This is a genomic window from [Mycobacterium] fortunisiensis (assembly GCF_019050325.1).
Taxonomy (GTDB): Bacteria; Actinomycetota; Actinomycetes; order Mycobacteriales; family Mycobacteriaceae; genus Mycobacterium; species Mycobacterium fortunisiensis.
The window spans coordinates 24,260-41,870 of the sequence record NZ_VOMB01000021.1 but is presented as its reverse complement, the minus strand read 5'-3'; the positions used below and the strand labels follow the sequence as shown (position 1 = coordinate 41,870).

Here is a 17,611-nt window from a genome sequence, read left to right as displayed (position 1 = left end):
ATGCGGCTCGTAGATACTAACTGCTCGGGGGCTCTTCGGCCGAATCGGTTTCGGGTGCGTCGCCCTCCGGCGCGCCGAGCTCGGCCGCGATGGCGGCAATATCGCTGGTAGACGGCCCAGGTTGAGCGACGAACGCGGTCGAGCGGTAGTACTTCAGTTCGCGGATCGACTCGTGGATGTCGGCCAGCGCGCGGTGCGCGAGCCCCTTGGCGGGCTGGCCGAAGTAGATCCGCGGGTACCAGCGCCGGCACAGTTCCTTGATCGAGCTGACGTCGATCATCCGGTAGTGCAGGTAATCATCGAGTTTGGGCATGTCGCGGGCGATGAAGCCGCGGTCGGTGGCGATCGAGTTGCCGGCCAGGGGGGCGGCCTTGGCCTGTTTGACGTGGGTGCGGATGTATTCGAGCACCATGTCCTCGGCGGTGGCCACGTCGACGGTGGATCGGCGCACCTCCTCGGTCAAACCCGAGCGGGCATGCATCTGTTTGACGACGTCAACCATGTTTGACAGGGCATCGTCGTCGGCGTGGATCACCACGTCGAGGCCGTCGCCCAGGATGTTCAGGTCTGCGTCGGTGACCAGCACCGCGATCTCGATCAGACGATCGGCCTTCAGGTCGAGGCCGGTCATCTCGCAGTCGATCCATACCAGTTCGTCTCGCACGAAGATCCACAGTATTCCTATGGCCGAATATGAGCCGTCACACCCACCGCGCGTGCCGCTCGGCAAGTAGTGTCGAACCCCGATTAGCTCGTTCGTGAATAACGGGAGGACCGCCGCATGACCACCGAATCGACAGCCACCCCCGCGCAGCAGATCGCTGCCGGCTACGCCGTCGAAGGCCAGGCACTGGAATTGGGCACGGTCGTGGTGGACGGCACCGTCGACCCGGCCGCCCAGGTGCGCATCCCGTTGGCCACGGTCAACCGGCACGGCTTGATCGCCGGCGCCACCGGTACCGGCAAGACCAAGACGCTGCAGGTGATCGCCGAGCAGCTGTCGGCGGCGGGTGTCCCGGTGGTGATGGCCGATGTGAAGGGCGACCTGTCGGGGTTGTCGAAGCCCGGCGCCACCGACGAGAAGGTCGATCAGCGGGCCAAGGACACCGGTGACAGCTGGACGCCGACGGCTTTCCCGGTGGAGTTCCTGTCGCTGGGCACCGAGGGCATCGGGGTGCCGGTGCGGGCCACCATCACCAGCTTCGGCCCGATTCTGCTGTCAAAGGTGTTGGGTCTCAACACGACTCAGGAGTCCACCCTGGGCTTGATTTTCCACTGGGCCGACCAGAAGGGTCTGCCGCTACTGGATATCAAGGATCTGCGCTCGGTGATCCAGTTCCTCACCAGCGACGAGGGCAAGCCCGAGCTCAAGGCGCTGGGTGCGGTGTCGACCACGACGGCCGGCGTCATCCTGCGGGCCCTGGTCAACCTGGAGGCCGAGGGCGCGGACTCGTTCTTCGGCGAGCCCGAGCTGGAGCCCGCGGATCTGCTGCGCACCGATGCGCAGGGCCGCGGCATCATCACCCTGCTGGAGTTGGGCACCCAGGCGGCGCGGCCGGTGATGTTCTCCACGTTCCTGATGTGGGTGCTGGCCGATCTGTTCACCACGCTGCCCGAGGTCGGCGACGTCGACAAACCCAAGCTGGTCTTCATCTTCGATGAGGCGCACCTGCTGTTCGACGACGCGTCCAAGGCCTTCCTGGAGCAGGTCGAGCAGACGGTCAAGCTGATCCGGTCCAAGGGCGTCGGGGTGTTCTTCTGCACCCAGTTGCCCACCGACGTGCCCAACGACGTGCTGTCGCAGCTGGGCGCCCGGGTGCAGCACGCGTTGCGCGCATTCACCCCGGACGACCAGAAGGCGCTGTCCAAGACCGTGCGGACCTACCCGAAGACCGAGGTCTACGACCTGGAGAAGGCGTTGACGTCACTGGGCATCGGTGAGGCCATCGTCACCGTGCTGTCGGAGAAAGGCGCGCCGACGCCGGTGGCCTGGACCCGGATGCGGGCACCGCGGTCGTTGATGGACACCATCGGCACCGACGCGATCACCGCGGCGGCGAAGGCCAGCCCGCTGCAGGCCACCTACGGTCAGACGATCGACCGGGACTCGGCCTACGAGCGGTTGGCCGCCAAGCTGGCCCCGCCGCCGTCGCCGGAGGATCCGGGCGGCTTCGCCGGGGTGGAGGCCTCCGGCGACATCGAGGCGATGCCCGCGCCCGCGGAGCCCGCCGAGCCGGGGTTCTTCGACAAGATGATGTCCAGCCCGGCGTTCAAGAGCGCGATGCGTTCGGCGGGCACGGTGATCGGCCGCGAGATCACCCGCAGCATCTTCGGCACCGGCCGCCGGCGCCGCTAGCCCCCGGTCCGCCGAAACGGCATTCCAGCAGGCCGCCACTCGAACTTTCGCGGCCGGAATGCCATTTCGGCGGAGAAGGAGCGTATTCCTAGCCGCCGCCGAGCTTCTTGTAGACGGCGCCGACGATCGGGGTGACGATGGCCCGCGGCGCGTACCCGCTGGCGATCGACATGGCCTTGGACGTCACGCCCGGAACCACCCGCATCTTGTTGTGCTCCAGGCCGTCCAGTGACAGCTTGGCGGTGTATTCGGTTGAGATCCACAGGAAGTCGGGGATCAGCCGCTCCACCAGGGACTGCTCGGCCTCGTCGGGCAGATCGGTGCGCACCGGGCCCGGCGCCAGCACCGTGACGTGCACGCCCGCGCCCTTGAGCTCGCCGCGCAGCGATTCGCTGAAGGTGTTGGCGAAGGCTTTGGACGCGGCGTAGGTGGCGTTGTTGGGGATCGGCGAGTTGCCGGCCGCCGACCCGGAGATCAAGATGCCCCCCGCGCCGCGCTTGACCATGCCGGGCAGCACCGCCAGCACCAGATCGTGCACGCCGAGCACGTTGAGCTGAACCTGCGCCTTCTCGCCGGCCGGGTCCAGATCGATCACCGGGCCGAACGTGGCCGTACCGGCGTTGGCGCACAGGATCGAGATCTCCCGCTGGGCCAGCTCGTCGCACAGGACGTCGCGGGCCGCCGGATCGGTGAGGTCGACGGCACGGACCTCGACGGTCACCCCGTAGCGCTCGGTGAGCCGCTGCGCCAGCGACGTCAACACGTCCTCGCGTCGCGCGGTGATGATCAGGTGGTGGCCGCGGGCGGCGAGTTCGGTGGCCAACGCTTCGCCGATGTTCTGCGACGCGCCGGTGACGACGGCACGGGCATCCGGACTGGGTGCGGGTACAGGCATGGCGCCAATCCTAGAAGGAGGCAAAACCCATAGGGTGGCGGTCATGACGAACCCCGGCCGAGCCAGGGTGCTCGCGTGGGCACTGTGGGACTGCGGCGCCACCGGCCTCAACGCCATCGTGATCACGTTCGTGTTCTCGGTGTATCTGACGAAAGGCGTCGGATCGGACCTGCCCGGCGACACCTCGCCGGCCAGTTGGCTGGGCTGGGCCATGTTCGCCGTCGGTCTCGCGGTGGCTCTGCTGGCGCCCGCCGTCGGGATCTGGGTCGACGCGCCGCAGCGGCGGCGTCGGGTACTGGCGGTGATGACGGGTGCCGCGGTGGCGTTCACCGCGGCGATGAGCCTGATCCGCGACGACCACCGTTACCTGCTGCCGGGGTTGATCCTGCTGGCGTGCACCGCGGCCTGCAACGAGCTGGCCACCGTGCCCTACAACGCCATGCTGCGACAGCTGTCCACCCCTGAGACGTCAGGGCGGATCTCCGGGCTCGGCCTGGCGATGGGCTACGGGGGCAGCGTCGTGCTGTTGCTGCTGGCCTACGTCGGATTCATGGCCGGTGACGGGGGGGTGCTGGGCATCCAGACCGAAGACGGGCAGAACGTGCGAGCGGTGATGCTGCTGACCGCGGTCTGGTTCGCGTTGTTCGCGCTGCCGATGTTCGTGATGGTGCCGCCGGTGACCGAGGCGCCCCCTGTTGAGCGGGTCGGCTTCTTCGGCGCCTACCGCAAGTTGTGGTCCGAGATCCGCGGCGAGTGGCAACGCGACCACAATGTCGTCTACTACCTGCTGGCCAGCGCGGTGTTCCGCGATGGGCTGGCCGGGGTTTTCACATTCGGCGCGGTGCTGGGGGTCAGCGTCTACGGCATCTCCGAGGCAGACGTGCTGTTGTTCGGGATCAGTGCCTGCGTGATCGCCGCGCTCGGGGCCGTCATCGGTGGGCAACTCGATGACCGGCTGGGTTCCAAGCCCGTCATCGTCGGATCGCTGGTCTCCCTGATCGCGGTGGGGCTGGCCTTGCTGGTGCTGTCAGGACCGGTGGCCTTCTGGGTGTGCGGCCTGTTGCTGTGTCTGTTCATCGGGCCGACGCTGGCCTCGGCCCGCACCCTGATGCTGCGGATCACCGCGGACGGAAAGGAGGGCGTCGCGTTCGGGCTCTACACCACCGTCGGACGCGCAGCGTCCCCCCTAGCGCCGTTGCTGTTCTCCATTTTCATCAATGTGTTCGGCGCCGACCGGGCCGGGATGGGTGGACTGGTACTGGTGCTGGCGCTGGGACTGGCGGGCATGTTGGCCGTGCGGGTGCCGGCACGGAAGCCCAGTTCCGCCGTGCCGGCGCACTGAGCCGACGGCTCAGCGGGTGCCGACGCAGATCGTGATACCCGACCCGGTGCGGTGTTGGGTCTGGACGCCGCCGACGGTCACGGTGCACGCCACCTCGGGGCCGAAGTTCACCACGCTCACACTGGCAGTCTCACTCGCCGGCTGGGCCAGCTCGACCTGCTTGCTCCACGGCAGCAGCACGTTGAACTCGGTCTGGAGCATGTTCCCGGTGTCCAGGTAGGTGATGTTGATGGCACGTCCCTCGCCGGTCACCTCATAGGTGACGGTCTCGGTCGGCCCGGTGGGCGACGTCGTCGGCGGCGCGGTGCCGGGGGCCGGGACGGGCCGCGGGGCCCGCGAGGTGGTGGTGGGGGTGCTCGGTGACGTGGTGAAACCCGGCTGCGGGGCCAGCGGTGGCTGCGGTGCCACCACGGTCTCCTGCCGGGACCCGTTGGCGATCACCAGCGCGACGACCAGGCCCAGCACCACCAGGACGGCGACGGCGGCCAGGATCCACAGCCACAGTCGAGGTTCGGGGTTGTCGGGCTCTGGTGGGGCCGGCGCGTTCGGCGGCGGGGAACCCGCGCCGTACTGCCCGGTGCCGCCCGCGTCGTACCCGTAGGGCGGATAGGACGGCAGTTGCTGGGTGGGGTTCGGCACCGACGCGGGCCCGGTTTGCGGCACAGCCGGGTACGCGCCGTACTGCGGTTGGTTCGCGTACGCCGGATCTGGATAGTCCACGGGGTAGCCGCTGTCGAACGATTGGGTCGTTTCGGACCCGTCGCGGCGTGGTGAATCGGTCATGCCCACCTCATGGCTGCGAGGGTACCTGTGCGGATGCTCAGTGTGCCGCGACCGAGGTCACGCGCGCTGTCGCGGGAAGATGTCGGTGTAGAGCGCGAAGCAGACGGGAGGATGCGAGGTGGCCGCAGATCAGCACGTGCGGGTGAATTACGGCGCGTCGTTGTCGCCGGACGCGACGGCCTTTGCGCATTTGGTCGACGACGGCGGCTATCCGCGCGCGGTCCAGCGTTTCCTGCGCGGGTGGCGGGCCAGCTCCTCGCGTGACGTGGAATTGCCGGTGATCGGGCCGGTGACGAAGGTGATCCACTCCGCCGACGGGCACTGGCTGGCCTGTGAGGTGGCCCCGGAGGGTGGGACCCGCAGCCAGATCTGGGTGGTGACCACCGACCCCGACGATCGAGACGCTCGTCGTATCGACTATTGGCCGCCCGACGCCGAGGGCACCGCCGAACTGATCGGTTGGGACGGCACCCAGGTGGCGGCGATCCTCACCGGGCAGGACGGTGTCGGCAGTTCGTGTCTGATCGATCCGGCCACCGGGGACACCCTGGTGCTCGATCGCCGCTCGGGCGGTCGCTTGGTGGACGCCTGGGCCGGCGCCTCGTTGGTGCGGGTCGGCCCGCGTGGGTACCAGGAACTCATCCTGCTGTGGGGGCTCACCGAGATCGCGCTGCTACCAGCCGATCCCGGCTCGGTCACCGACTTCGGGGTGATCCTCGACGATCACACCCCCCGCCGGTTGCGCAGCGGCCTCGACGGTGAGACGACGCTGTATCACCCGGCCGGCACCTACGGACCCAACAGCACCGAAGGCTTTGTGCGCGCACTGATCCGCAGCGACAACGGTGCCGGCTACGCCCGGCTGCTGGAGATCACGGTTACCGCCGAGGGGGTGTGGTACCACGTGGTCGCCGAGCGGCCCGGGTACGACCTCGACGAGTTCGTGGTGAGCGACGACCTGTCCACGGTGGCGATGTTGTGGAACATCGACGGCCGCAGCGAATTGCAGATCTTGGAGTATGCCGACGAGACATTATCGGCGCCGATTCCGTTGCCGGGTCCGGTGGCCGGTGAGCTCAGCATCAGTGCCGGTGGGTCGATGGTGGCGATGACGGTGCAGGGGCCGTCGCTGCCGCGCACGGTCGAACTCGTCGATCCTCGCTCACTGGAATGGGAGCGGATCGACCGCGAACCCAGCCGCGGCCCGCTCGCCTCCGCGCCGACGCTGGAGCGGATCACCGCGCGGGACGGCTTGGAGCTGACGGCGTGGCTGTACCGGCCGCCGGCCGCGGCGGTGGGTGCGGTGATGTTCCTGCACGGCGGCCCGGAGGGGCAGGCCCGGCCGGCCTACAACGAGATCTTCAGCGCCCTCGTCGATGCCGGCTTTGCGGTGTTGACGCCGAATGTGCGGGGCTCCGGGGGATTCGGCCGGGCATTCGTGCACGCGGACGACAAGGAGTTGCGCTTCGCCGCGATCGACGACGTCGCGGATTGCGCGCGGTATCTGGTGGATCAGGGGGTGGCCGCGCCGGATCGGCTGGCCTGTACCGGGTGGTCCTACGGTGGCTATCTGACCCAGGCGGCATTGGCCTTTCATCCACAGTTGTTCGTCGCCGGGATCAGCATCTGCGGGATGAGCGACCTGAACAGCTTCTACCGCACCACCGAGCCCTGGATCGCGGCGGCCTCGTATCCCGAGTACGGCCACCCGGTGGCGGATCGTGATCTGCTGGAACGGCTTTCGCCGCTGCCGAGGGCGGCCGAGATCATCGCTCCGTTGCTGCTGGTACACGGTGGCAACGACACCAACGTGCTGCCCGACGAATCGCTGCAGATGTTCGAGGCGCTGACCGAACTGGAACGCACCGTCGAGCTGTTGATCTTCGAGGATGACGGGCATGAGATCGTCAAGCGGGAGAATCGCGCGGCACTGGTCGACGCCGCGACCCGGTGGTTGTCCAAGGCGTTCGATGTCTAATCGCCGGCGGTGAGCGCGGCCAGCGTCATCCGGCGCAGGATGGCGCGCGAATGTGCTTTCGATACAGCGGGTCTGACGCTGTGCGGGGTGGAGTTCAGCAGGCCGAACGCGGCGTGGGCCATGACCCGGGCGTCGTCGGTGGCCAGGTCCGGATCGAGCTGGGTCAGTACCGACACCCAGATCTCGACGTACTGCCGCTGTGAGCGCCGTACCTGCCGTTTGGCGGCCTCGGGCAGGTGGGCCAGGTCGCGATCTTGGATGCGGATGAGGTCGGGTTCGCCGAAGACGAAGTCCAGGTGGAAATCCACCAGATCGTCGAGCGTATCGGCGGGGTTCTCGCCGGATGTGATGACCGCCTGGGCGCCGGCCAGCAGTCGGGTGCTGATGCCGACGAGGAGTTCGACCAGCAGGGCTTCCTTGTTGGGGAAGTGCCGGTAGATGGCCGGCCCGCTGATGCCGACGGCGGCGCCGATGTCCTCCAGCCGTACCGCCAGATAACCGCGTTCGGCGACAAGGCGTTCGGCGGCGGCGATCAGCTGGTCGCGGCGATCCGATTTGGCCTTGCTGCGACGGGTGACGGCGCTGTCGGGCATGGCGCCTCCGGAGGGTAGACAACTCGGTTAATGGAAACTAACCTACCATGAGTTAGTTGTCATTAACTCAAATGGAGCTGCCTTGTCATCGCACCGCGACGAGCACCTGGCGCTGGTTGAGCAGTTGCGCACCAAGCTCGCCACCGCCGCCCTCGGCGGCCCCGAACGGGCCCGTCAACGCCATGTGGACCGGGGGAAATTGCTGCCCCGCGACCGCGTCGACGGACTGCTGGACCCGGGCAGCCCCTTCCTGGAGATCGCCGCACTGGCCGCCGACGGGATGTATGACGACGAGTGTCCCGGTGCCGGGATGATCGCCGGTATCGGCCGGGTCTCGGGCCGGGCGTGCCTGATCGTGGCCAACGACGCGACGGTCAAGGGCGGCACCTACTACCCGGTGACGGTCAAGAAGCACCTGCGCGCCCAGGAGATCGCGCTGCAAAACAAGCTGCCGTGCATCTACCTGGTCGATTCCGGCGGGGCATTCCTGCCCCGCCAGGACGAGGTGTTCCCGGACCGCGAGCACTTCGGCCGGATCTTCTACAACCAGGCCACCATGAGCGCGCAGGGCATCGCCCAGATCGCCGCCGTGCTCGGATCCTGCACCGCGGGCGGGGCCTATGTGCCGGCGATGAGCGACGAGGCCGTGATCGTGCGCAATCAGGGCACGATCTTCCTCGGCGGCCCGCCGCTGGTGAAGGCCGCCACCGGTGAGGTGGTCACCGCCGAGGAGCTCGGCGGTGGGGATCTGCACTCCAAGACCTCCGGGGTCACCGACCATCTGGCGCACGACGACCGCGACGCGCTGCGGATCGTGCGCAACATCGTCGCGACCCTGGGCCCGGCTGACGCCCCGCCGTGGGAGGTGGCGCCCACCGTGGACGCCGTGGCCGACCAGACCGAGCTCTACGACGTCGTCCCGGTGGACGCCCGGGTGCCCTATGACGTACACGAGGTGATCACCCGCATCGTCGACGGTGGCGAATTCAACGAGTTCAAGGCCGAATACGGCACCACCCTGGTCACCGGGTTCGCCCGCATCCACGGCCAACCGGTCGGCATCGTTGCCAACAACGGGGTGCTGTTCGGCGAATCTGCGCTCAAGGGAGCACATTTCATCGAGTTGTGCGACAAGCGCAAGACCCCGCTGCTGTTCCTGCAGAACATCGCCGGCTTCATGGTCGGCCGCGACTACGAGGCCTCGGGCATCGCCAAGCACGGCGCCAAGATGGTCACCGCGGTGGCCTGTGCCCGGGTGCCGAAGCTGACCGTGGTGATCGGGGGCTCCTACGGCGCGGGCAACTACTCGATGTGCGGACGCGCCTACTCGCCGCGGTTCCTGTGGATGTGGCCCAATGCACGCATCTCGGTGATGGGCGGCGAGCAGGCGGCCTCGGTGCTGGCCACCGTGCGTGGTGACATGAGCGCCGAAGAGGAAGAGCAGTTCAAGGCGCCGATCCGGGCCCAGTACGAGCACCAGGGCAACCCGTACTACTCGACCGCGCGGCTCTGGGACGACGGGGTGATCGACCCGGCAGACACCAGAACCGTGCTCGGACTGGCTCTCTCGGTTGTCGGCCAGGCTCCGCTGGAGCCGGTCTCCTACGGCGTGTTCCGGATGTGATGATGGGATCGAGTTCAATGTTCGACACCGTTCTGGTCGCCAACCGCGGCGAAATCGCGGTGCGGGTCATCCGCACCCTGCGGGCCATGGGCATCCGGTCGGTCGCGGTGTTCAGTGACGCCGATGCCGGGGCGCGCCATGTGGCCGAAGCCGATGTGGCCGTCCGGATCGGTCCGGCCGCGGCCCGGCAGAGTTACCTCGACATCGACGCGGTGGTGGCGGCCGCGCAGCGCACCGGCGCCCAGGCAGTCCATCCCGGGTACGGATTCCTCTCGGAGAACGCCGAATTCGCCGCCGCGCTGCAGGCCGCTGGCATCGTCTTCATCGGCCCGCCGGCCTCGGCGATCGCCACGATGGGCGACAAGATCGCGGCCAAGGCCGCGGTTTCGGCGTTCGGTGTCCCGGTGGTGCCGGGTATCTCGCGTCCGGGCCTGACCGATGAGGACCTGATCGCGGGCGCGCCTGAGGTCGGTTTCCCGGTCCTGGTCAAGCCGTCGGCCGGTGGCGGTGGCAAGGGCATGCGGGTGGTCGAGCAGTCCGCCGATCTCCCGGCCGCGCTGGCCAGTGCCCGCCGCGAGGCCGCGTCGGCGTTCGGCGACGACACCCTGTTCCTGGAACGGTTCGTGTTGCGGCCCCGCCACATCGAGGTGCAGGTGCTCGCCGACGGTCACGGCAACGTGATCCATCTGGGGGAGCGGGAATGCAGCCTGCAGCGACGCCACCAGAAGGTGATCGAGGAGGCGCCCTCGCCGCTGCTGGATCCCGAAACCCGGGCGCGCATCGGCGCCGCGGCGTGCGACACCGCGCGTAGTGTCGATTACACGGGTGCCGGCACGGTGGAATTCATCGTGTCCGCCGATGCGCCCGACGAGTTCTTCTTCATGGAGATGAACACCCGGCTGCAGGTGGAACACCCGGTCACCGAGATGGTCACCGGAGTCGACCTGGTGGAACAGCAGGTGCGCATCGCCGCCGGGGAGAAGCTCGCACTCGCCCAGGGCGACATCGTGATGACCGGGCATGCGGTGGAGGCCCGGGTGTACGCCGAGGATCCGGCCAACGGATTTCTGCCCACCGGCGGCCCGGTGCTCGGGCTGCGCGAGCCCGACGGACCCGGCGTGCGGGTGGATTCCGGCCTGGCTGCCGGCGCCGTCGTCGGCAGCGACTACGACCCGATGCTGTCGAAGGTGATCGCTCACGGCGCGGACCGGACCGCGGCGCTGCACAAGCTGGACCGGGCCCTGGCCGACACCGCGGTGCTGGGCCTGACCACCAACGTGGAGTTCCTGTGCTTCCTGCTGGCCGATCCCGACGTCGCGGCCGGCCGGTTGGACACCGGCCTGTTGGACCGGCGGGCACCGGATTTCACGCCGCAGCCCCTCGGAGATGCCGAGCTGATCGCCGCGGCGGCCTACCAGTGGATCAGCACCTGGGTGCAGGCCGGCGACCGTCTGTGGGCCCGGCCGACGGGCTGGCGGATCGGGGAACGCGCCCCGGCCGCGTTCCGGCTGCGCGCTGCCGACCGCACCGACCACGTGTACCTCACCGGAGCCCCGGAGCGGGCCACCGCCACCGTGGAGAACGGTGACATCCACACCGTCAGTGCGGCGTTGGCCGGCGATCGGCTGATCCTCACCCTGGACGGATTGCGCACCGAGTATCTGGTCACCGCTCAGCTCAGCCAGGGGATCGGTCAGCTCTGGCTCGCCGGCGGCGGGCACAGCTACGCCGTCGAAGAGGTGCGCGAGGCGCCGGTGCGGCCGGACGACGAGCACAGCGGTGATGCCGAACTGCTCAGCCCGATGCCGGGATCCGTTGTCGCCGTGGGGGTGTCCAGCGGGGCCGAGGTGACTGCGGGCACCATGGTGGTCACCGTGGAAGCGATGAAGATGGAGCATGCCCTGACCGCACCGACCGATGGTGTGGCCGAACTACTCGTCGCCGTCGGCGACCAGGTCAAGGTGGGTCAGCCGTTGGCTCGAATCACCGCTGCAACACAGGAGATCGAAGGATGACCGACTTTTTGTCCACCGGCACGCTGCCGGATCACTACGCGGAGCTGGCCAAGACCGTTCGTGACTTCGCCCAGAGCGTCGTCGCACCGGTGGCCGCCAAACACGATGAGGAACACTCGTTCCCGTATGAGGTCGTGGCCGGCATGGCTGACATGGGCCTGTTCGGCCTGCCGTTCCCCGAGGAGTACGGCGGCATGGGTGGCGATTACTTCGCGCTGTGCCTGGCCCTGGAAGAACTCGGCAAGGTCGACCAGAGCGTGGCGATCACGCTGGAGGCCGGGGTCTCGCTCGGCGCGATGCCGGTGTACCGCTTCGGCAACGAGGCGCAGAAGCAGGAGTGGCTGCCGTTGCTGGCCAGCGGCAAGGCACTCGGTGCGTTCGGGCTGACCGAGGCCGGCGGCGGCAGCGATGCCGGGGCCACCAAGACCACCGCGAAGCTGGATGAGTCAACTTGGGTAATCAACGGCTCCAAGCAGTTCATCACCAACTCCGGCACCGACATCACCAAGCTCGTCACCGTGACGGCCGTGACGGGCGAGGCCGCCAACGGCAAGAAGGAGATTTCGTCGATCCTGGTGCCGGTGCCCACCGAGGGCTTCACCGCCGAACCGGCCTACAACAAGGTCGGCTGGAACGCCTCGGACACCCACCCGCTGAGCTTCGACGATGTCCGGGTGCCCGCCGAGAACCTGCTCGGTGAGCGGGGCCGCGGCTACGCCAACTTCCTGCGCATCCTCGACGAGGGCCGCATCGCCATTGCCGCGTTGTCGGTCGGCGTGGCCCAGGGCTGCGTGGATGAATGCGTCAAATACGCCAAGGAACGTCAGGCGTTCGGCGCGGCGATCGGCACGTACCAGGCCATCGCCTTCAAGATCGCCCGGATGGAAGCCCGCGCCCACGCCGCCCGCGCCGCCTACTATGACGCCGCGGCCCTGATGCTCGCGGGCAAGCCGTTCAAGAAGGCCGCCTCGGTGGCCAAGCTGGTCTCCAGCGAGGCCGCGATGGACAACGCCCGCGACGCCACGCAGATCTTCGGCGGTTACGGGTTCATGAACGAGTACCCGGTGGCGCGGCATTACCGGGACAGCAAGATTCTCGAAATCGGGGAAGGGACAACGGAAGTGCAGTTGATGCTGATCGCGCGAGAGGCGGGCCTGTGACAGAACAGAAAGTCATAGAGCAGCGCGGGCTGTGGTTCGAGGAGTTCGAGCCCGGCGTCATCTACCAGCACCGTCCCGGCCGCACCATCACCGAGGCCGACAACACATTGTTCACCGCGGTGACCATGAACACTCAGGCACTGCACCTCGATGCGGCTTGGTCGGAGCAGCAACCGCCGTTCAACCAGCGGCTGGTGAACTCGATGTTCACCCTGGCCACCCTGGTCGGGCTCTCGGTTCAGCAGCTGACCCAGGGCACCACCGTCGGTAACCTCGGGTTCTCCGAGATCGCCTTCCCCAAGCCGATGTTTCACGGCGACACCCTCTACGCCGAAACCGTCGTCACCGAGAAGCGGGAATCCAAGAGCCGGCCGGGGGAGGGCATCGTGACGTTCGTGCACACCGGACGCAACCAGCACGGAGACGTCGTGGCCACAGCCACCCGCAAGGCCCTGATGCGGATGCGTCCGGAGGGGGATTCCTGATGGCATTGCAAGCACCGGGCCCGGGCTGGCTGTTCTGCCCGGCCGACCGGCCCGAGCGGTTCGAAAAGGCCGCGGCGGCAGCCGATGTAGTGATTCTCGACCTCGAGGACGGGGTGGCGGCCAAGGACCGTGAGGCGGCCCGTCAGGCCCTGATCGACACCCGGCTGGACCCGGCCCGCACGGTGGTGCGGGTCAACCCGACCACCACGCCCGATCACGAGCTCGACCTCAAGGCCGTGGCGGCCACCGACTACACCACGGTGATGCTGGCGAAGTCCGAGCATCCCGAGCAGGTCCGCGCGCTGGCACCGCTGGACGTCGTGGTGTTGATCGAAACCCCGCTGGCCGCACTGAACGTGGTGGAGCTGGTGAAACCCGACAACGCCTGCGCGGTGATGTGGGGGGCCGAGGATCTGTTCGCGGTCACCGGCGGCACGGCCAACCGGTGGCCCGACGGCACGTACCGCGACGTGGCCCAGCACGTCCGGTCACAGACCCTGCTGGCCGCCAAGGCCTACGGCAAGGTGGCGCTGGACGCGGTGTACGTCGACATCAAGAACCTGGACGGGCTGCGCGCCGAGTCCGATGACGCGGTGGCCGTCGGTTTCGACGCCAAGGTCGCGATTCACCCGACCCAGGTGGCCGTGATCCGGGCGGCCTACGCCCCGACCGACGAGGAGGTCGCCTGGGCCCGCGCGGTGCTCGACCGGGTGGCGACGGAGCGTGGCGTCTTTCAGCACGACGGGTTGATGGTCGACGCTCCGGTCCTGCGCCGCGCTGAGCGCATCGTCGCCCTGGCGCCCTGATTTCGTCCGCTCGCGCGTCGATGACGCGGACCGCTGTCACCTCGAGCGCATAATGGCGGTATGCCCCAGTGCTGCGACGGGCCGAGCGGATCGTCCGACTAGCGCCACACCCAGGCATTGGTCGGAGGCCTCTCACCAGGGGTTTTGCTTGTACCGCCGCCGCCCTGAGCACCTCATGGACTGGCGGCGCAACATGCCGCCACCCGAGAAGGAGGCGGTATGGCTGAGTCGTATACGGCGTCGTCTGCGGCGCTGAACGTCGAACTCGATCCGGTGTGTCTCGTCGACGCCGACGGGTCACCGACCGAGGAAAGCCGCTACAGCCGCGAACTGCCCCCCGAGACATTGGCCTGGCTCTACGAGTCGATGGTTGTCACTCGCGATCTGGACACCGAATTCGTCAACCTGCAGCGCCAGGGCGAGCTGGCCCTGTACGCCTCCTGCCGGGGCCAGGAGGCCGCGCAGATCGGCGCGGCAGCCTGCCTGCACAAGACCGACTGGTTGTTCCCGCAGTACCGGGAGATCGGTGCGTTCGTGTTGCGCGGGATCACCCCGGCCCAGATGGGCGCGCTGTGGCGGGGCAATTGGCATGGAGGCCGGGGGTTCACCGACCGCTGCGTGGCCCCCATCGCGATCCCGATCGGCACCCACGGCCTGCACGCCGTCGGGGCGGCGATGGCCGCCGAGCGTCTCGGCGAGAAGTCGGTGACCGTCGCGTTTCTCGGTGACGGAGCCACCAGCGAGGGCGACGTGCACGAGGCGCTGAACCTGGCGTCGGTGTTCGCCGTGCCCTGCGTGTTCTTCGTGCAGAACAACCAGTGGGCGATCTCGGTGCCGGTCAGCCGGCAGCAGGCCGGCCCGTCCATCGCACACCGAGCCATCGGCTACGGCATGCCCGGCATCCGCGTCGACGGCAACGATGTCCTGGCCTGTTATGCGGTGATGGCCGAGGCCGCCGAGCGGGCTCGCCGCGGCGGTGGTCCCACCCTCATCGAGGCCGTCACCTATCGGATGGGTCCCCACACCACGTCCGACGATCCCACCCGCTACCGGCCGGCCGAGGAGCTCGAGGAATGGCGGGCCCGTGATCCGATCTCGCGCTACCGAACCTATCTGCAGACCGTGGGCGTGCTCGACGAGCGTCTGGAGCAGCGCGTCCAGGCGCGGTCGCGGCGGCTGTGCGCCGAGGTGCGTGACGCCCTCGTCGGCTCCGCCGACACCGATCCGGCCGAGCTGTTCGACACCGTGTACGCCGAGATCACCCCGGATCTGGCGAACCAGCGCGACGCGTTGTCGGTGGAGTTGGCGAAGGAGGCGTGACATGACCCAAATCATCGACCGGCCTGCTGCTCAAGGTGATTCACCGGAGCCCTGGGAACCGATACTGACCACGATGGCGCCGCCCACCGAGCTGACCATGGTGGCCGCCATCAACCGGGCGCTGCACGATGCGATGGCCGCCGACGAGCGGGTCCTGGTGTTCGGTGAGGACGTCGCCACCCTCGGTGGGGTTTTCCGGGTCACCGAGGGGTTGTCCGAAACCTTCGGCACCCAGCGGTGTTTCGACACCCCACTGGCCGAGTCCGCGATCATCGGCATTGCCGTCGGCCTGGCGATCCGCGGGTTCGTCCCGGTGCCCGAGATCCAGTTCGACGGGTTCAGCTATCCGGCTTTCGACCAGATCGCCAGCCATCTGGCCAAATATCGGATGCGCACCCACGGTGACGTGAACATGGGTGTGACGGTGCGGATCCCGTCGTTCGGTGGAATCGGTGCGGTGGAACACCACTCGGAATCCACCGAGACGTACTGGTTGCACACCGCCGGTCTCAAGGTTGTCGTCCCGTCGACCCCGACCGACGCCTACTGGCTGCTGCGGTATTCGATCAGCAGCCCCGATCCGGTGATCTTCCTGGAGCCCAAGCGGCGCTACTGGGCCCGCGAACCGGTCGACACCAACGCCCCGGCACCTCCGATCGGCCGGGCTGTGGTGCGGCGCAACGGGACTGACGCCACCGTGATCACCTACGGTGGGCTGGTCGGCACCGCGCTGGGCGCGGCCGACTTGGCGCTCGAGCGCGGCTGGGACCTGGAGGTGATCGACCTGCGCTCGCTCAACCCGCTCGACTTCGACACGGTGGCCGAGTCGGTGCGGCGCACCGGCCGAGCCGTGGTGATGCACGAGGGCCCGCGCACCCTGGGCTTCGGGGCTGAGCTGGCCGCCCGAATCTCCGAAGAATGCTTCTACCACCTGCAGGCCCCGGTGTTGCGCGCCACCGGATTCGACACGCCCTACCCGCCGGCACGCCTGGAGAAGGCATGGCTGCCCGGGGTGGATCGGCTGCTCGACTGCGTCGAGCGTGCGATGGGGCAACCGTGAACCGGGAGTTCCTGGTCCCCGACCTCGGCGAGGGACTGCAGGACGCGACCATCACCAGCTGGAGTGTGGCGGTGGGCGACACCGTCGAGCTCAATCAGACGTTGTGCACCGTCGAGACCAACAAGGCCGAGGTCGAGATCCCCAGCCCCTTCGCCGGGCAGGTGCTCGAGCTCGGCGGCGCGGCCGGGGGCACCTTGACCGTCGGGTCAGTGCTGGTCCGGATCGAGACCGCCGGGCCGACCACCGAGCCGACCACGACGCCCGCCGAGCCCGTCAAAAACGGTGCCACACCCCGGAAGTCGGTGCTGGTCGGCTACGGGGCCGATGACACGATGGACACCAGCCGGCGGAAACCGGGCCGCCCGCGGGCGCTCGCCAAGCCACCGGTGCGCAAACTGGCCGCCGATCTACAGGTCGATCTCGACACGTTGGCGCCGGGGTCCGGTCCCGACGGCATCGTCACCCGCGACGACGTGCTGGCCGCCGCGGGCGGTGCGGAGGTCCTCGACGTGGGCGCGGTGCAGGCCACGATGGCACGCCGGATGGCGTTGTCACACAAGGAGATCCCAGACGCCCATGGGCGGGTGGAGGTCGACTGCACCGCGTTGCTGCAGCTGCGGGACCGGATCCGGGTGGCCGATCCGGAGGTGCCGGTGACCCCGTTCCTGCTGACGCTGCGGTTGCTGGTACTGACGTTGGGACGCCATCCGCTGCTGAACTCCACCTGGCTGGAAACCGCGAACGGCCCGCAGGTCCACCGGCATCCGGCGGTCCACCTGGGCTTCGGGGTGGCCGCGGCGCGCGGGCTGCTGGTTCCGGTGGTCCGCGACGCACAGTCGCTGACCACCCGCGAGCTGGCGGTGACCGTGGCCCAGCTCGTCGAGCAGGCCCGGGCCGGGGCCCTGGGCCCGGCACAGCTGGCCGGTTCGACGTTCACGGTGTCGAACTTCGGTGCCCTCGGTCTGGACGACGGGGTGCCGGTGATCAACTATCCCGAGGCGGCCATCCTGGGTATGGGCTCGATCAAGCCGCGTGCGGTGGTGCTCGAGGGCGCCGTGGTTGCCCGTCCGACCATGTCCCTGACCTGTGCGTTCGACCACCGCGTGCTCGACGGTGCCCAGGTTGCGGCATTCCTCGGTGAGTTGCGCCGCCTGATCGAGACGCCCGAACTGGCGCTGCTCGACCGGTAACCCG

15 protein-coding genes are annotated in these 17,611 nt (G+C 68.4%); 11 read left to right on the top strand and 4 right to left on the bottom strand.

The annotated features are described in order from the left end of the window. Window positions 1-16 precede the first annotated feature (16 nt). The gene (gene orn / locus FR943_RS18745; protein ID WP_217159762.1) at window positions 17-664 is read right to left on the bottom strand and encodes an oligoribonuclease; all 648 of its coding nucleotides are present in this window, start codon (window positions 662-664) and stop codon (window positions 17-19) included. A gap of 117 nt (window positions 665-781) precedes the next feature. On the opposite strand from orn, the gene FR943_RS18740 reads away from it, so the two are divergent. Then, complete coding sequence (locus FR943_RS18740; protein WP_217159761.1) at window positions 782-2,356, top strand: helicase HerA-like domain-containing protein; 1,575 nt, start codon at window positions 782-784, stop codon at window positions 2,354-2,356. Window positions 2,357-2,444: 88 nt separating this feature from the next. On the opposite strand, the gene cmrA is transcribed toward FR943_RS18740, so the two are convergent. Then, window positions 2,445-3,251, bottom strand: coding sequence for a mycolate reductase (gene cmrA / locus FR943_RS18735; protein WP_217159760.1), 807 nt, complete (start codon window positions 3,249-3,251; stop codon window positions 2,445-2,447). Between the two features lie 43 nt (window positions 3,252-3,294). Between cmrA and FR943_RS18730 the strand changes: the two genes are divergently transcribed. After that, complete coding sequence (locus FR943_RS18730) at window positions 3,295-4,593, top strand: MFS transporter (RefSeq protein ID WP_217159759.1); 1,299 nt, start codon at window positions 3,295-3,297, stop codon at window positions 4,591-4,593. A 9-nt stretch (window positions 4,594-4,602) separates the two neighbouring features. Here the strand turns inward: FR943_RS18730 and FR943_RS18725 are convergent, their stop codons facing one another. Then, the gene (locus FR943_RS18725) at window positions 4,603-5,376 is read right to left on the bottom strand and encodes an MmpS family transport accessory protein (RefSeq protein WP_217159758.1); all 774 of its coding nucleotides are present in this window, start codon (window positions 5,374-5,376) and stop codon (window positions 4,603-4,605) included. 118 nt (window positions 5,377-5,494) lie between these two features. Between FR943_RS18725 and FR943_RS18720 the strand changes: the two genes are divergently transcribed. Beyond that, window positions 5,495-7,354, top strand: a complete 1,860-nt coding sequence (locus FR943_RS18720) for an alpha/beta hydrolase family protein (protein WP_217159757.1) — start codon at window positions 5,495-5,497, stop codon at window positions 7,352-7,354. On the opposite strand, the gene FR943_RS18715 is transcribed toward FR943_RS18720, so the two are convergent. Next, on the bottom strand, window positions 7,351-7,947 hold the full coding sequence (locus tag FR943_RS18715; RefSeq protein ID WP_217159756.1) for an SACE_7040 family transcriptional regulator: 597 nt from the start codon (window positions 7,945-7,947) through the stop codon (window positions 7,351-7,353). The two genes, FR943_RS18720 and FR943_RS18715, sit on opposite strands and share 4 nt — an antisense overlap. Before the next feature lie 82 nt (window positions 7,948-8,029). Between FR943_RS18715 and FR943_RS18710 the strand changes: the two genes are divergently transcribed. From FR943_RS18710 to FR943_RS18675, 8 genes are all read left to right on the top strand, one after another. Continuing rightward, window positions 8,030-9,571: a carboxyl transferase domain-containing protein gene (locus tag FR943_RS18710; protein WP_218045929.1), complete on the top strand. Its 1,542-nt coding sequence runs from the start codon at window positions 8,030-8,032 to the stop codon at window positions 9,569-9,571. Window positions 9,572-9,588: 17 nt separating this feature from the next. Beyond that, the gene (locus tag FR943_RS18705) at window positions 9,589-11,586 is read left to right on the top strand and encodes an acetyl/propionyl/methylcrotonyl-CoA carboxylase subunit alpha (protein WP_217159755.1); all 1,998 of its coding nucleotides are present in this window, start codon (window positions 9,589-9,591) and stop codon (window positions 11,584-11,586) included. Beyond that, entirely contained in the window at window positions 11,583-12,746 is a 1,164-nt protein-coding gene (locus tag FR943_RS18700; protein WP_217159754.1) for an acyl-CoA dehydrogenase family protein, read from the top strand. Before FR943_RS18705 ends, FR943_RS18700 begins: the two co-directional genes overlap by 4 nt. Further along, on the top strand, window positions 12,743-13,231 hold the full coding sequence (locus FR943_RS18695; RefSeq protein WP_217159753.1) for a MaoC family dehydratase: 489 nt from the start codon (window positions 12,743-12,745) through the stop codon (window positions 13,229-13,231). The genes FR943_RS18700 and FR943_RS18695 overlap by 4 nt, the downstream gene beginning before the upstream one ends. Beyond that, window positions 13,231-14,037: an HpcH/HpaI aldolase/citrate lyase family protein gene (locus tag FR943_RS18690; protein ID WP_217159752.1), complete on the top strand. Its 807-nt coding sequence runs from the start codon at window positions 13,231-13,233 to the stop codon at window positions 14,035-14,037. The genes FR943_RS18695 and FR943_RS18690 overlap by 1 nt, the downstream gene beginning before the upstream one ends. A 219-nt stretch (window positions 14,038-14,256) precedes the next feature. Beyond that, the gene (gene pdhA, locus FR943_RS18685) at window positions 14,257-15,357 is read left to right on the top strand and encodes a pyruvate dehydrogenase (acetyl-transferring) E1 component subunit alpha (RefSeq protein WP_217159751.1); all 1,101 of its coding nucleotides are present in this window, start codon (window positions 14,257-14,259) and stop codon (window positions 15,355-15,357) included. A 1-nt stretch (window position 15,358) separates the two neighbouring features. Then, a complete protein-coding gene (locus FR943_RS18680) occupies window positions 15,359-16,417 on the top strand; it encodes an alpha-ketoacid dehydrogenase subunit beta (RefSeq protein ID WP_217159750.1) in 1,059 nt (352 codons plus the stop codon). Next, window positions 16,414-17,607, top strand: a complete 1,194-nt coding sequence (locus tag FR943_RS18675; RefSeq protein WP_308170602.1) for a dihydrolipoamide acetyltransferase family protein — start codon at window positions 16,414-16,416, stop codon at window positions 17,605-17,607. Before FR943_RS18680 ends, FR943_RS18675 begins: the two co-directional genes overlap by 4 nt. Window positions 17,608-17,611: the final 4 nt, after the last annotated feature.

Excerpts from the sequence above, each read along its gene's own strand:
- FR943_RS18730 (WP_217159759.1), top strand. The coding sequence starts at position 3,295 with ATGACGAACCCCGGCCGAGCCAGGGTGCTCGCGTGGGCACTGTGGGAC.
- cmrA (WP_217159760.1), bottom strand. The coding sequence starts at position 3,251 with ATGCCTGTACCCGCACCCAGTCCGGATGCCCGTGCCGTCGTCACCGGC.
- FR943_RS18700 (WP_217159754.1), top strand. The coding sequence starts at position 11,583 with ATGACCGACTTTTTGTCCACCGGCACGCTGCCGGATCACTACGCGGAG.
- pdhA (WP_217159751.1), top strand. The coding sequence starts at position 14,257 with ATGGCTGAGTCGTATACGGCGTCGTCTGCGGCGCTGAACGTCGAACTC.
- FR943_RS18690 (WP_217159752.1), top strand. The coding sequence starts at position 13,231 with ATGGCATTGCAAGCACCGGGCCCGGGCTGGCTGTTCTGCCCGGCCGAC.
- FR943_RS18725 (WP_217159758.1), bottom strand. The coding sequence starts at position 5,376 with ATGACCGATTCACCACGCCGCGACGGGTCCGAAACGACCCAATCGTTC.
- FR943_RS18680 (WP_217159750.1), top strand. The coding sequence starts at position 15,359 with ATGACCCAAATCATCGACCGGCCTGCTGCTCAAGGTGATTCACCGGAG.
- FR943_RS18705 (WP_217159755.1), top strand. The coding sequence starts at position 9,589 with ATGTTCGACACCGTTCTGGTCGCCAACCGCGGCGAAATCGCGGTGCGG.
- FR943_RS18715 (WP_217159756.1), bottom strand. The coding sequence starts at position 7,947 with ATGCCCGACAGCGCCGTCACCCGTCGCAGCAAGGCCAAATCGGATCGC.
- FR943_RS18740 (WP_217159761.1), top strand. The coding sequence starts at position 782 with ATGACCACCGAATCGACAGCCACCCCCGCGCAGCAGATCGCTGCCGGC.